We start from the raw sequence: 14,349 nt of genomic DNA, 5'->3' as shown, positions 1-14,349 counted from the left end.
GGTCCCCTTCCCCCCCCCCCCCCCCCCCCCCCCCCCCCCCCCCCCCCCCCCCCCCCCCCCCCCCCTTCTCCCCCTCTCCCCCCCCCCCCCCCCCCCCCCCCCCCCCCACCGCCCTCTGCGTGCCGTCCCCGCCGGTCAGCGGCAGGTGCGCCCGCTGTTGATGCAGCCCACGGCCCTGGACATCAGGCCGTCCGACATGACGTTGATGAAGTCGCCGTGGTCGGTCACCGGCTTGTGCAGCTGCTCGGGGAAGCTGTCCACCGCGATCCGCGCACCCGGTGCCACCCCGTACGTGATCCGCTGCACCAGCTGCGGGATCGCCGTGAAGCCCTTCTTGCAGCGGCCGTTGCGGTCCGCGAAGTCCACGTGCGTGCGGTGGTTGGCGCTGTCGGTGTTGCGGCCGTCCCAGCAGCTCTGGAAGGTGAAGGTGCGCACCACGTCGCTGCCCTTCGGGCAGATCGGGTACTTGTCCTTCAGCTGGCGGTCCTCGAAACCGGTGCAGCTCCAGGAGGCGTTGGCGTTCCCCGTGCCGTTGCTGAACGCCTTGGCGTCACCGGTGATGATCCGCAGGAAGCGGGGCATGGCCTTGACCTGGCCGACGGGGCTGCCCTTGAAGGTGATCGAGACCTGCTTGGGCCGCAGGATCGTGCCGACGTTGGCGTCCTGCCCGCCGCCGGGGGCGTTGGCGTCCTTCTCCGCCCGGCCGTCGCGCAGCCGCAGCACGGGCCAGTAGTGCGTGGACTGGTCGCCGTTGCGGCAGGTGGTCCCGGAGGCGGCGAGGCTGTCGTTGGTGGAGAAGGCGTCGGTGGTCTTGTTGCCCACGTAGTCGTGCATGTGGTGCGCGCCGTTGGAGACGCCCGGGGCCACGATGACGTTGTCCGGGTTGAAGTGGCCGTTCTCGTTGCGGCCGCACTCCGAGCTGAACGAGCCCTTGGACGCGCCCCCCGAGGGCGCGGGGTTGCGTACGTTCGGCTTCACCTTGGTGATGTCCGTGAAGTCGCTCCTGGCGGGGCCGCCCTTCTGCCCGATGCTCCGGGCGGCGTCCTGGCCGCCCCCGGACGCCGCGGCGGCGGACGCGTCCTCGTCCGGGGCGGCCGGCGCCTCCTTCATCTCGCAGCCGCTGAGCCGGTCCAGCCCCTCCGGGCGTCCGGAGGAGCGGCCTATCGCGTCGGAGACCCGGCTGATGGTCGTGGCGCGCTGGTCGCGCAGCCGCCCGATGAGGGCGTCCTGCTGCGCCTTGCCCCGTACCTGCCCGGAGGCGAGCTGCCGGTACGCGTCGGCCACCTGCACGTCCAGCTGGGCGAGGTTCTCGTCGACCTCGCCCCTCGCCTGGTCGGGGACGGACGTGAGCCGGTCGCCCACGTCCGGGCAGTCGATGGTGGCCGTCACCTGTCCCGAACGGCCGTCCTGTCCGGCGTTCGCGCTGCCCGCGACGACGGCGACCCCGCCGCCGCCCAGCACCAGGGCGGAGACCACCGCGAGCAGCTTGAACCGGGGGCGCCTGTGGCCCTTGTGACTCATGCGATCACTTCACTTCGTTTCGACGGTCGGACATCTGAGGGGGCGCGGCCCCCCGGTGGTGGACCGGGGCGGGGGAGGCGGGCGCCGGACCGGCGTCGGAGACGGAGTCGAAGTCGACCAGCCCGCTCTCCTCCAGGACCGTGATGTGGTCCAGCACCGTGGCGTTGGCCGAGGTGGCGAGGGCGCGCACCATGGAGTTGCGGGTCTGCGCCCGGATCTGCGCCAGCAGCGCGAACACCTTGCCGTGCGCGCGGCGCAGCAGCTGGATGAACAGCCGCTCGTACTCGTTGTCGGGGGCGCTCGTCAGCTGGTTCAGCCAGGCCTGCTGCTGGGCGCTGGGCTGCCCGGGCAGGTCCATGCCGAGGGCCTGGCCGACCTGGAGGACCTGCCGGTCCAGCTCGGTGTGCCCCTCCACCAGGTGCTGGCCGGCCGTGCGCACCGAGGGGCGGGACCCGCGTTGCAGGGCCTGCCGTCCCGCGGGCAGCTCCCACAGCCCGGCGAGCCGTACCTTGCGGACGAAGTCCCGGTCGGCGGCGGTGAGCGGGCCGTACGCCGTGCTCATGGTCCCGGCGCCGTCGTCCTCCGTGCCGGGGCTCGCGGCGGGTCCCGAGGCGGCGGCCGAGGCCCGGTCGCCGAACTTCGAGACGGGGATGAGCAGCGCGATGAGCGTGACCGCCAGGGCGGTGATGACCAGAGCGCTCCCGATCGTGTATCTCGTGGCCACCGACAAGCCGCCGGCGGATCGCCGTCGCAGTGACAGCACAGTGCCTCCTCGCTCCGTGGGCAGGCAGGAGGCACGGGGTGGCAGCGGCAGCGGCGGCGGGCGCCCTGGGGGCCGCGCCCCGGCACTCCTGGGGTGCCACGGGACGCTAGTGCCCCGTCGGGGGCCGCCGCGGAAGGACCATCACCATCGGACAAACATCCGGGGGAGCCCCGGAACGGCTGCTATCTTGCCGCGGACCGCGGACCGCGGACCGCGGACCGCGGACCGCGGACCGCCGTACGGCCGTCACGTACGCGGAGGAGGGCGCCGTACGCCGGCGCCGGGTGGTGCGGTGCGTCAGCCCTGGTGACCCTCGCACCCCGGGCAGAGGTCGAGCGGGTCGCACAGCATGACGACCTGGTAGGGGCCGCCCTCGGGGCGTTCGGCGTCGTGGGGCGCGAACCTCCACTGGGAGGGCTTGACGTGCCGCGTCCGCTCCTTCTTCTCGACGCGGGCGTGCAGGGTGCGCGTCGACGGGTCGTTGGTCTCCACCATGACCTCGTCCGGGGCGAGCGGGAAGTGGTCGTGGAGCAGGCACAGGCCGAAGCGGTCCAGGTTCCCGTGCTTTTCGAGCACCTCGACGAGGTCCCGTACGAACGCGGCGTCGGACGGCCCGAGTACCTCGGCGTCCTCGAAGCGGGGGAGCGGCTTCCTTGCGGTGGATTCCGTCGTGTGGGTCATGGCATGTCCCGTGGATCGTGGGCAGGAACCCCCGATTCCATCATCGGCCGCGGACCGTTCCCCCGCAATCCGGTCGGCGGCGGCCGGGAGGGTGAGGACGGGGCCCCCGGCCGCGCGTCCCGGGGCGACGGGGCGCCCCGCGTGATAGGGGTCCGAGGACGGGCTGGACGAGTCGATGCGGACGGGGCGCGATCGTGAGATCCCGGTGGTGGTGCCTGCTCCTGCTGCTGATCGCGGCCGTGGTGGGGTGCGGCGGAGTGGGGGCGGAGGCACGGGGAGTGACACCTGATCCCTGTCGCATGGAGGAAATGAGGGACAGCAGGGCGCGGGCCACGCTGGAATTCGCCTATCACGACCGCACTTATACGCAGGTCGTTTCGAAATTGACCATCACCATTCCGGTGAAGGGCTGGCCCCTGGCGAGGGATCTGGCCGTCAGCGAGGGCGCCGCCCTGTACCGGACGGCCATGCGCTGTCTCCTGCGCGGGGACGAGGAGAAACCGCGGAACCGCGAGTGGCGCTACCGGGACCCGCTGGTGACCATGCGGGAGGACGTCGTCATCGTGGACTACGAGGCGACCGCCTGGATCGAGCAGGGCAGGCCCTTCCGCGTCGGGCCGTGGAGGATCAACGTCCCCGCGAAGGGCGACAGGTGGATCGTCAAGCTCGAGCCGTCGAGGGTGCTGGAGAAGGCCACGTGGGGACCGGTCGAGGTGAAGCTGAACGGGCTCGAAGCCCACGACGTGTCGCCCCGGGACTTCACCGCCGACTCCGTCCGTCTGGTGTGGTCCGCCCCCCAGCCCCGGGACGTGCGGCTCCACGTCGATCCGCCCTGGCAGCGCTCCTTCAACGTGGGCGACCGATGGTGGTCCCTGGGATGGGCGGGTGTCGCCTCGTGGTGGGTGCTCACCTGGGCGGTGATCGTGCTGGCCGTGCTCCGTTCGGCGCGGGCGCCGTCCGGTGCGCCGTCCGGGCAGCCGGGACTGGGCGTCCTCGCGCGGGCGGTCCTGCTCTGGGTCGCACTCAGTGCGGCGGTCGCCGTGCTGCTGCGCCTGTCGATCTCGTACCCGGAGGCCCTCAGCCCGTCCTGGCGCTACGTCGTCACCATCGCACTGGGCCTGGCCCTGGTGCTCCTGGCCCGTCCGTGGTCCCACAGCCCCTCTTCCCGCGCCGGGGGTGAGCCCGCGGCCGAGGAGATCCTCGCGGTCGCCCGGGTCGAGCGCCGTCAGGTCCAGGCCGTGACCGTGACGGCCTCGGTCGTGGCCGTGTTCTGCTTCATGCTGGTCGCGGCCCTTCCCGTGCCGGATTCCGTCCCGGTCCCGTCCCTTCCGCAGCCGCAGCCGCAGGCCACCACGGCCCACCTCGTCGGTTTCGCGCTGCTGGCGCTGGCGGCACTGTGGCTGTGGTTCGCCGCGATGGCGGCGTGGGCGTGGCGCTTCGCGCGGGAGGGCGCACTGGTCCCGCGGTCCTGGAACGCCACGTGGGACAGGACGCCGCTCCGCTGCACCGCGGGGGTGGGGGTCGTGCTGGCGGCGGCCGCGGCGGCCCTGTTCGCCTCCTGCTGGTGGACCCGCGAGCGCAACTGGCAACGCGCCTACTGGCTCGCCGATCCGTCGGGGGCCGCCCGGGAGTTCAAACGGGTCCAATTCCTCCAGGAGTTCGCCTACATCGGACTCACCTGGGCCTACGCCTACGCCTGGCTGCTGGCGGGCATCGCGCTCCTCGCGCTGCTGCACTCGCGCGTCATGGCACGGCGCCGCGCATCCGACGGCGCGGAGCAGCGGGTCTCGCTGGGGCCTGCCGGAGTCGACCTCTTCCTGACGGTCGCGGTCTTCGCCCTCGCCGTGGGACTGAGGCAGGTCGAATTCGCCGGTTCCAACGTGCTGTTCGGATTCTGGCTCCTGATGGTGATCGGATCCCTGTACGCCGTGGTCGCGGCCGGCCGGCGGTTCTCCGTGCTCGGCCGTACGGGAGAACAGTTCTGCATCCGGAGGCTGGGCACGAGGCGCCGCCGGAACGCGTTGCTGACGAAGGCCCACGAGTTCCGCACTCTGCACCACCAGCTCTACTCCCTCGACCGCGGCCGAGGAGAGGAGGGGCTGACGCGCGAGGAGCTGGAGGGCAGGCTGGACGGCCTCCACCAATGGCTGTTCGACGGGTGGGGGAGGGGGCACCCGCCGCCCCAGATCTCCGTGCTGGACACCGCTCTCAGCTGGGGCCCCGGCCAGGACTGGTGGGACAACGCCCGGCACGGCGCACGCCTCGCCTTCTGCTTCGGGTTCCCGGCCAGCCTCGCCCTCGTCTGGCAGAGCTACCTCTGGGACTCCCGCACCCAGACGGCCACGTTCCAGAGCCCCGTCGGGCTGCTGGAGATCGCGGCGAAGTTCGCCGCCTGGCAGGTCGCGTGGGCCGGTGCCGGCCTGGCCCTCGGGGCGCTGTGGCGCCTGCTGCCCGGACGCCGCAGCCCGGTGCGCGCGCTGGTCCTGACCGCCGCCCACGCCCTCCCCATCTCCGTCGGGGCCCTCATCACCCAGATCACCGACACCGACCTCGGCTACGTCTTCCTCCACGTCGCGCTCATGCTGCTGGTCCTCACGCTCACCAGCATCTGGATGGACATGGCGACCTTCAGCGAGGAGATGCGGTTCTGGCCGAGCCGCGTCGGGCTGCTCCTGTCCGTCTACCAGCTGCGCGGCCTGTCCACCCAGGTCGCCTACCTCGCCGCGCAGCTGGCCATCGTCGTCGGCGTCTGGCGCACGCTGGCCGGCAGCCCGTCCGCGCCGAAGTAGCTCCCCCGTCCCGTCCCTCAGTCCGCCGCGTCCCGCAGCCGCTCCTCCACCGTCTCCACGAGCCCCGCGATCACCCCGTCCGGCGACGGGCTGTAGTGCGGAACCGCCCAGCGCGTGATGCGCGCGTCGATCAGCGAGGGCCGGCCCGAGGACAGGGCCGCGCGGAACGCCTCCTCGAACTCCTCCAGCGTCTCGACCCGGTAGCCGTCCGCGCCGCACGCGCGCGCGTACGCGGCGAAGTCCGGGTTCCGGAACTCCACCAGCGCGGACTCGCCGTACGTGACGAGCTGGAAGAGCTTGATCAGCTTGAACTGGCCGTCGTTGAAGACGACCCAGATGACGGGGATCTCGTTCTCGACGGCGGTCATCAGCTCGAAGCCGGACAGCGAGTAGCACCCGTCGCCGCAGCCGACGACGACGGTCCGGTCCGGGTGGGCGACCTTCAGGCCGATGGCCCCGTTGACGTGCCCGGCCATCGGCCCGAAGGAGCCGGCCTTGCGGAAGTTCTGGCCCTCCTCCAGCTCCACGTAGTACCCCAGCCACGCCAGATGGGCGCCCGCGTCGGCGAGGAGCACCGCCCGGGGCGGCAGCATGCGGCCGATCGACTGCGCGAGCTGTCCGGGGTGGATCCCGTCCGTCAGGTGGACGATGTGCCGGGCCTCGTAGTCCCGTCCGCGGACCTCCGCCGGCGGCACCTCGCCGACCCTCCGCTCCAGCGCCTCGACGAGCGCTGCCACCGCCGGACGCGCGTCGGACAGCAGCGCGTGGTCGGGCGGGTAGGCCTTGTGGAACTCGCCCTCCGAGATGTTCACGTGGATGAGCACCTTGTTCTCGAAGAGGTCCGCACGGTAGTTGAACGTGGCGTGCTGGTTGAGGGAGTTGCCGACGCACAGCACCACGTCCGCCTCGCGGAAGGCCTTCCACGCGCTGGAGTGGCCGCTGTCCGCGAAGACCCCGACGGCGAGCGGATGGCTCTCGGAGACGATGCCCTTGCCGTCGAGGGTGGTGAGCAGCGGGATCCGGAAGCGTTCGATCAGCCGCTTGATCTCCGGGCCCGCCCCGCTGCGCACCGCGCCGAAGCCCACGAGGGCGACGATCCGCTTGCGCCGCGCGAGGGCGTCCGCCAGTACCTCCGCGATCTCCTCGACCCGCGCGGGGTCGGGCCGGACCGGTGCCACGTCGAGCTTCGGCGGCCGGAAGTCCCGGACCTCGACGCCCCGGTGGGTGAGGTTCTCGGGCACGTGGATGTGCACGGGTCCGGGCCGTCCTCCGAGGGCGGTGTTGACCGCCTCCTCCAGTACGTCGCAGGTGTCGGCGGCGTCCGTGAGCAGGAAGGACTTCTTCGTCGTGGCGGCGAACATGGCCCGGGAGTCCGGTGTGCCGTTCAGGCCGGAGGTCTCGTTGAGCGAGCCCCAGCCCTGCCATTCCATCGACGCGTACCCGGAGACGGCCAGGACCGGATAGGAGTCCGACATGGCCACGGCCAGTCCCGAGAACAGGTTGAACGCCCCCGGTCCGGCCGTCGCGAAGCAGAAGCCCAGCCGGTTCGTGTACATGGCGTAGCCGCAGGCCATGAACGAGGCGGCCTGCTCGTGGCGCGTGATGACGGGCCGGATCAGCCGCGAGTGCTTCAGCGCCACCATCAGGCCGGCGGCGTTCTCCCCGGCCCCGCCGAAGGCCGCGCGGACGCCGACGTCCTCCAGCCCCTTGACGATGGCCTCGTAGACCCTCATCGCCCATCCGCCTCTCCGACTCTCCCGGTCGGTACCGCTACGCGTCCCAGTGCGCGGCGTGCCGGCGGTGCGCGTCGGTCAGGCCGCCCCGGAAGAACCGGTCGTAGTACTCGGTTTCGACGTGGTGCGCCTGGAGCCAGACGCCGGGCACGTGGATGGCGTCGGTGTGCGCCGGGAACCGGCCGTGGGTCTCGTGGATGTACACGCAGACGTCGCGCGCGCAGTCGATCACCTGCCGGTCGTACTCGCTCGCCTCGGCGAGGTAGCGCCGTGCGTAGTCGTCCTTGTAGATGCGGGAGAAGAGTTCCTTGTCCGCGTAGATGCCGTCCCGGCCGAACTTCGACCGCACCACCGAGTCGACGGCGTCCGCCATCGAGGGGTGGTTGGGCGGGCAGGCGGCCTTGATGAGGTGTTCGCCGCCGGCCCGCAGCCCCACGGGGTGGGCGCGCAGGGCGGCGTACTTCGGCAGCGGCACCTGCCAGCGCAGGACGTCGGCCGGGCGGAACCTCGGGGTGACGAAGTCGAAGCCCAGCATGCGTCCGTAGGCGCGGGAGAACTTGGGGTCGCCCAGCATGATCTGCGGGCTGATCGTCGCGTGGATCCAGGCACCGAGGCCCATCGCGTCCGCGACCAGCATCATGTTCTGCAGCAGGAGATCGGCCTCGATCTGGGTGCGCATCGGGCCCAGGGCCCCGAGCGGCATCTTGACGGCGGGGTTGAGGAAGCCGCGCCGCACCCACGTGCGCACCCCGGCCGGGCGGTGGAAGTTGCGGTCGTCGACGAGGGTGGGCCGGGCCCCGTCGGGCTGGGTGAGCAGGTACATCAGCGCGTTGACGTACTGGTGGGAGAGGTCGACCACCGGCAGGAACAGGGTGGTGCCGGGCAGGTTGGACAGGAACCGGTTGGAGTCCAGGTACGCGGGGAAGTCGCGCATGCCCTCCGCGACGTCCAGCCGGTGGTCCAGCACCCGCACCTTCGCCAGGCGCGCCCGCTCGACCAGCGTCTCCGGGTCGAAGGCGGCCTCCGGCGCCGGGGGCAGCTTGCGCAGGAAGTACGTGCCACTGTCGTTGATCATGAAGAAGTGGGTGGCCTGCGCGTTGTCGGGGCTGCCGGCGGTACGCCCGGTCATGTTCAGGTTGGGCTTGGCCATGATCGGCTTGTGGTCGCGCGGATCCTCGAAGGGCCGGTCGGGCATGGTGAGCCCCGAGGAGCCGGTGAGCGCGATGAGCACCGCCTCCTCCAGCTCGCCCAGCGGCCGCGGCGGGTGCGGGGAGGTGTAGCTCATCGAGCCGGCGGGCACGGAGGCTCCCCTGCTGACCCGGTGGGTGCGCCGCTTGAAGACCGACTCCAGCAGCGGGCGGGCGAGCAGCTCCTCCAGGCCGTCGTGGCGGCGGCCGGGTCCGTCGGGTGCGGGCACGGGTTCCTCCGCTCAGCCGCGGCCGGAGCCGTCGTGGTTTCGGACGGGCTGGACCGTCCGCCAGGGCGCGAACGCGCTCGCCCCGCGCGGCAGGACGCTCGCCAGCTCGGGGCAGTGGCGCAGGACGACGCTCGTCATGCCGTTCCGGGCGATCCAGTCCATGCCGAGCGGGGTGTAGATCTCGGGCCGGAAGTCGACGGTGAGGAAGCGGTCGCTCTGCAGCCGCCGGCTCGCCATCAGGATGAAGACGCGGAACGCGGTGTCGCTGAACCCGAAGCCCGCGGGCGGGTTCTCGGCGAAGAGCCCCACCACGGTGTCGACGTCGTCCACCGAGCGGTAGACGTCCCGCAGCCGCGCCACCGTCTCCGGATCCTGCGAGAGGTCCTCGAACCGCTTGATCCGCGGTTTGTGCAGGCCGGCCCGGAAGTCGTTGTAGCGGGGGACGCCGCGCCGCCGGGTGCGCACCAGGTCGACCACGGACAGGTCGATCACCTCCCCGTCGCGGTGGAAGGCCTGGAGCGCGCGCGGGAAATTGTGCAGGGTGATGGCTCCCGGGTGCGCGATGCCCAGCGAGTACAGGGAGTTCACCAGACCGGTCTTGCGGATGAGCGGCTCCGCGGCGGCTCCCTGGAGGTCGGTGAAGCCGAGGGTGTCCAGCCGGCGGCCGAAGCGGTGGTCGACGAACTCGTAGTCGTCGGGGATCAGCGGGTGCATCCGGTAGACGGTGACGAACTCCTCCGTCAGCGCGTACGGGGCCCCGTGGTGGTCGGGCAGGGTCCGCGGGATGCCGTCCTTCCCGTTGGCCTCCAGCAGCCAGACCCCCAGCTGGTCCAGCCAGTTCTTCGGCGGTCCCTGCCAGTTCGTCCTCATGCCGATGTCGAGCGTCTTGGTGGCCAGGATCGCCGGTGTCCACTCCACCGTGTGGATCTTGGCGATCAGCGCCGAGACGATCAGCCGCGCCGTGTGGTAGATCCGCTCCTCACCCAGGTGCGGGTACTCGTGCCGCAGCGCCTCGCACACCGCGTTGTGCTCCCGGGCGAACAGGGTGTGCACGGCACTGAGACCGAGCCACCAGTTGTCGCTGAACCCCGTCACCGGCAGCCCGTCCGGGCTCGTCGGCAGGTGCCCCCGCTCCAGCCGCAGCCCCGCGCCGCCGTCGGGCTCGCGCAGCGACGTCGCGACGGCCTGGTCGCCGCCGTAGACCTCCGAACCGTCCCACCAGTGCGACACGCCGCCCGCGAACACGACCGGCGGCCGCCCGCTCCCGGCCTGGTCCAGCGGCTCGTCGTCACCGAAGCGCATCACCTTCTCGTACGGCCCGTCCGGAGTGTTCTGCCAGGTCGTCCCCGGCGGCAGGGGCACCTCCACGCTCTTGGTGCCCACCGGGAACCGCCGGTGGTTGACCCAGTCGTGCACCTGGAACTGGATCCACGCGGCCGCGATCAGGTTCAGCGACCTCGCCGGGATGAAGGCCTCGCGCCGCAGCAGCTCCCGGCTCACGGTCACCGGATTCGGCTCGTCGAAGGACTCCGGCCGGTACACGGGCGGCATCGAGCGGCCGAAAGTCGCGCCCACGGCACCCATCCGCGGCGCCGACAGGTCGTTGTGGCTCCCGTCGTAACTGCGCCTGACCAGCAGCTCCTCGTCCACCGGCGGCTCCACCGGCCCGGCCTGGGGCGGAGCCTCGTGCGCCTCCGTGTCGATGAGGTTGTGCCGCCTCAGCGTCTGCCGGAACGCCATCAGGTTCAGCAGGGCGACCGGGGTGGGCAGACGGTGCCAGGGCACGACGCGGTTCACCGAGCGGAAGACGGCCCGCAGCGGAGTCCCCAGCAGGGTGTTGCGGCGCGGCTCCACGGTCAGGAAACGGCGGCCCAGCCGGTGCGCGCTGCTCGCCTCGTACGCGGCCTTGCGGGCGCGGTTCAGGTTGCCGAGGGGGCGGAAGTCCGCCGAGGTGTGCCACGGGTTGAAGGCCAGCAGGTCGACCCGCGCCTCCGCGGCCCGCGCCTCGGCGGTGTGCACGTCCTGGCGCGGGACGGTCAGCGTGGCCACGGGCACCACGGGCGCGTCCCGCTCGTGCCACTCCGCCGCCCCGTCCTCGATCGGGGTGCGCCGCGGGTCCACGTACCGCTGGACGCACAGCTCGAAGACGACGTCCCCCTCCCGCAGCCGCCCCGCCAGCTCGTGCCGCAGGCCGTCGGGGCCCGTCGGCGCGGGCGTCGCGGCCGGGGCGGCGTCCGGCGCGGGCCGCAGCTGGTAGCGGACCGGTCCCGCGCCGCCCCACAGGATCGCGCCCCGGCTCCAGTACGTCTCCAGCGCCAGGCTGGACACGGTGCGCCCGGTCCCCGCCATGACGTTGCGCCGCATCCGGCCGGCCGTGGACCAGCCGACCGCCAGCGGCAGCCTCACGTACAGCGCGAACCCCTGGGCGGGCCGCGACGTCGCGCCCGCCATGGCCTTCGCGAAGGCCACGAACTCGCGCGCGTCGCGGGCGTGGGAGACCGGGAAGCTCGTCATCAGCAGGTCGTGGGCCTCCCCGGGCCCCGCCTCGACGCGCAGCGCCGCCCCCCGCAGATCGGGCGCCGAGTCGGGGCGGCGGATCCCGCCGGCGTTCGACAGCCGGACCGTGACGGGATACTCGGCGCCGGGCCGGGCGAAACCCGCCCGCAGGGACTCGGGGAGGTCCTCGCGGAACCGCAGCCGGGCGTTCTCCACACCCAGGACCGCCTTGGCGTGGAAGGTCCGCTCCAGGGAGCCGGCGCCGCTGCGCCTCTTCACCTTGAGCTGCACGCGCAGGAGCTCCTCCGCCAGCCGTTCGAAGAGCAGCCGCTCGGCTTCCGGGCTGCCGCCGGCGTATCGCTCGTACCGCTCGACCTCGTCCATGCGTGCCTCTTCACCAAGGGGACGGAAGGGGGAGGGGGCTACCCCGCACTCCCCTCGACGGTTCCGCACGGGCGCGGCCCTGTCGTGCCGAGCGGGGCAGACGGGTTCCCCGGTGGCCCCTTCGAGTGGCCGGGGCCCGGGGGGAACGGAGTGGCGGCCGCGCCCGCGGGAGGGGCAGGCTGTACTCATGAGGGCGCCCTTGCGCTCGCCCCCGGGACCGGGAGCCGGCGGTCACCACCAGGTTCTTTACGTCCTCGCGGAGTGCGTGCCCTTCGCGATCGCCCTGCTGGTGCTCCTGATCGAGCTCACGCCCGCGCACGTCGTCTACACCGGCCCCCTGCTGGTGGCGACGCCCGCCCTGGCGGCGGTGACGATGGGCCCCCGGGGCACGCTCGCGGCGGTGGGCGTGGCCGTCGTCGTCAGCGTGATCACCGCCACCCACAACCAGGCCTGGGGCGGCCAACAGGTCTACACCAACTTCCTCGCGCTGTCGCTGGTCTCGGCCGCGAGCCTCATCACCAGCCGCGCCGCCCGCGCCCGCCGCGAGAGCCGCCTCAACCAGCTCAGACGGATCGCCACCGCCGCCCAGGACGTGCTCCTGCGGCCCGTCCCGGACCGGCTGGGCCCCGTACGGGCCGCCAGCCTGTACCTCGCCGCCGAAGCCGGCGCACAGATCGGCGGCGACCTGTACGACGCCGTCCAGACCCGCTACGGCGTGCGGATGATCATCGGGGACGTCCGGGGCAAGGGACTGCCCGCCGTCCGCGCCGCCGCCGTCGTCCTCGGCGCGTTCCGCGAGTCCGTGCACTACGAAGAGGACCTCGCCGAGGTCGTCGACCACTGCGCGGCGGCCCTCAGACGCGACTCCGCCCTCCCCCGCTCCGGAGCCCGCACGGAGCTCGACGCCGGTGACGACGCCCTCCTGGAGGGATTCGTCACCGCCCTCGTGGCCCAGATCCCCGACGGCCCCCGCGTCGAGGTGATCAACCGGGGCCACCCGCCGCCACTGCTCCTGCACGACGGCACCGTCCGGCCCCTCCTGCCGGGCACCCCGCTGCCGCCCCTCGGCCTGGAGGACCTCCTCACCGGACCCACAGGCCACCCCGACACCCACCCCTTCACCCCGGGGGACCGGCTCCTGCTCCACACCGACGGCGTGAGCGAGGCCCGCGACCGCGACGGCACCTTCTTCGACCCGGCCGCCACCATGACCAGCCTGCGCCACCACACCCGCCAGGGCTTCCTGGAGGCCCTGCGCCACGCCCTGCTGCGCCACACGGACGGCCGCCTGGCCGACGACGTGGCCCTCATCCTCGTGGACCGGCACGAGGCCGGGGACCCGTAGGCCGTGGCCAGGGAGCGGTCCGCCCGTGTGCACACGCCCGGACCGGGGCGTACCGTCGATGACGTGCGAAGGGGAGAGCAGATGGCACGACACCCACGCGTACGAACCGCCCTGAAGCGGAAGCTGTCGCTCTGCACCGCCGGAGGCGCCGTGCTCGCCGCGGTCCTGGCCGGTGCCGCCGGCCCGCAGGCCCACGCGGCGGCCGGCGACGACCGCGCGGAGCGCAGCGCCGAGGTCCTGCGCGCACTGGTCCCCACCGCCGACGGCCCGGGCTGCGCGGCGGCGGTCGGCGAACGCGGGAACGTCGTCTGGGAGGCGGGACGGGGAAAGGCCGACCTGGCCACCGGACGCGCCATCACCCCGCAGACGGTCTTCGACATGGCGTCCAACTCCAAGCAGTTCACCGCCGACGCCGTCCTCCTGCTGGCCGGCCGCCACCGGCTGGCGCTGGACGACCCCCTGTCCGACTACCTCGACGACCCGCCCGCCTGGTCGCGCGACGTCACCCTGGGCGACCTGATGCGCCACACCAGCGGCATCGCCGACTACCAGGACCTCCTGGAGGACAAGGGCGTCACACTGACGGACCCGGCCGGGCAGAAGGAGGCCATCGACGCCATCCTCGCCTCACAGCCGCAAGAACCGCCGGGCAAACGCTTCTCCTACTCCAACTCCAACTACATCCTCCTGGCGGACGTCGTCGAGAAGGTCACCGGCCGGCCGTTCCCGGCCTTCCTCCAGCAGGAGTTCTTCACCCCGCTGCACCTGCGCATGGTCCTGTCCCCGGCCGCCGACGTCCCCGGCAAGGCGAAGTCGTACGACGAGAAGGACGGCCGCTTCACCGCCAACTCCTCCCCCTGGAAGCAGTACGGGGACGGCTCCGTCCAGACCACCCCCGGGGAGTTCGTCCGCTGGGCCGACAACTACCGCACCGGCCGCGTCGGCGGAACGGCACTGCTCACCGCGGTCACCGAGGACGCGGTGAGCGTGGGCGACGTCCTGCGCCAACGCGGCATCGAAGAAGGCCGCTACGGGGCCGGGATCCTCCTCCTCCCCGACAAGAGCCTGGTGCACCGCGGCGACTGGGAGGGCTTCCACAGCACCTTCAAGGTGAGCCCGGACCGCGACACCGCCGTCACCGTCGTGTGCAACACGGACGCCCCCGACCACTTCCGGGCGGCCGACGAGCTCCTGGACATCTGGTCCGGCTGACCGCCGCT

At 72.6% G+C, this 14,349-nt stretch carries 9 protein-coding genes; 3 read left to right on the top strand and 6 right to left on the bottom strand.

The features are described from left to right. Nucleotides 1-135: 135 nt before the first annotated feature. The 3 genes from AC069X_RS15090 to AC069X_RS15080 all read right to left on the bottom strand — a co-directional run bounded on the left by AC069X_RS15090 (nucleotide 136) and on the right by AC069X_RS15080 (nucleotide 2,965). The gene (locus AC069X_RS15090; RefSeq protein WP_478728761.1) at nucleotides 136-1,521 is read right to left on the bottom strand and encodes a DUF1996 domain-containing protein; all 1,386 of its coding nucleotides are present in this window, start codon (nucleotides 1,519-1,521) and stop codon (nucleotides 136-138) included. Nucleotides 1,522-1,525: 4 nt separating this feature from the next. Then, nucleotides 1,526-2,245, bottom strand: a complete 720-nt coding sequence (locus AC069X_RS15085) for a DUF4142 domain-containing protein (RefSeq protein WP_478728759.1) — start codon at nucleotides 2,243-2,245, stop codon at nucleotides 1,526-1,528. 336 nt (nucleotides 2,246-2,581) lie between these two features. Continuing rightward, nucleotides 2,582-2,965: a hypothetical protein gene (locus AC069X_RS15080; protein ID WP_478728757.1), complete on the bottom strand. Its 384-nt coding sequence runs from the start codon at nucleotides 2,963-2,965 to the stop codon at nucleotides 2,582-2,584. Between the two features lie 194 nt (nucleotides 2,966-3,159). Between AC069X_RS15080 and AC069X_RS15075 the strand changes: the two genes are divergently transcribed. Next, nucleotides 3,160-5,754 carry a DUF6185 family protein gene (locus tag AC069X_RS15075; protein WP_478728755.1) on the top strand — a complete coding sequence of 865 codons (2,595 nt, stop codon included), beginning with the start codon at nucleotides 3,160-3,162 and terminating at the stop codon, nucleotides 5,752-5,754. A 17-nt stretch (nucleotides 5,755-5,771) separates the two neighbouring features. Here AC069X_RS15075 and AC069X_RS15070 read toward each other — a convergent pair whose 3' ends face one another. From AC069X_RS15070 to AC069X_RS15060, 3 genes are read right to left on the bottom strand one after another with little or no spacing between them, the layout of a single operon-like run. Beyond that, a complete protein-coding gene (locus AC069X_RS15070) occupies nucleotides 5,772-7,487 on the bottom strand; it encodes a thiamine pyrophosphate-binding protein (RefSeq protein ID WP_478728753.1) in 1,716 nt (571 codons plus the stop codon). 37 nt (nucleotides 7,488-7,524) lie between these two features. Continuing rightward, entirely contained in the window at nucleotides 7,525-8,904 is a 1,380-nt protein-coding gene (locus tag AC069X_RS15065; RefSeq protein WP_478728751.1) for a hypothetical protein, read from the bottom strand. A gap of 12 nt (nucleotides 8,905-8,916) precedes the next feature. Then, on the bottom strand, nucleotides 8,917-11,784 hold the full coding sequence (locus AC069X_RS15060; protein WP_478728749.1) for a peroxidase family protein: 2,868 nt from the start codon (nucleotides 11,782-11,784) through the stop codon (nucleotides 8,917-8,919). Nucleotides 11,785-11,971: 187 nt separating this feature from the next. Here AC069X_RS15060 and AC069X_RS15055 point away from each other — a divergent pair, with 187 nt between their 5' ends. Beyond that, nucleotides 11,972-13,129, top strand: coding sequence for a PP2C family protein-serine/threonine phosphatase (locus tag AC069X_RS15055; RefSeq protein ID WP_478728747.1), 1,158 nt, complete (start codon nucleotides 11,972-11,974; stop codon nucleotides 13,127-13,129). Nucleotides 13,130-13,210: 81 nt separating this feature from the next. Beyond that, complete coding sequence (locus tag AC069X_RS15050) at nucleotides 13,211-14,341, top strand: serine hydrolase domain-containing protein (protein WP_478728745.1); 1,131 nt, start codon at nucleotides 13,211-13,213, stop codon at nucleotides 14,339-14,341. Nucleotides 14,342-14,349: the final 8 nt, after the last annotated feature.

It is taken from the genome of Streptomyces sp. NPDC043896 (genome assembly GCF_056435605.1).
Note: the sequence above shows the minus strand (reverse complement) of the source record. Positions and strands in the feature narration are given on the sequence as shown.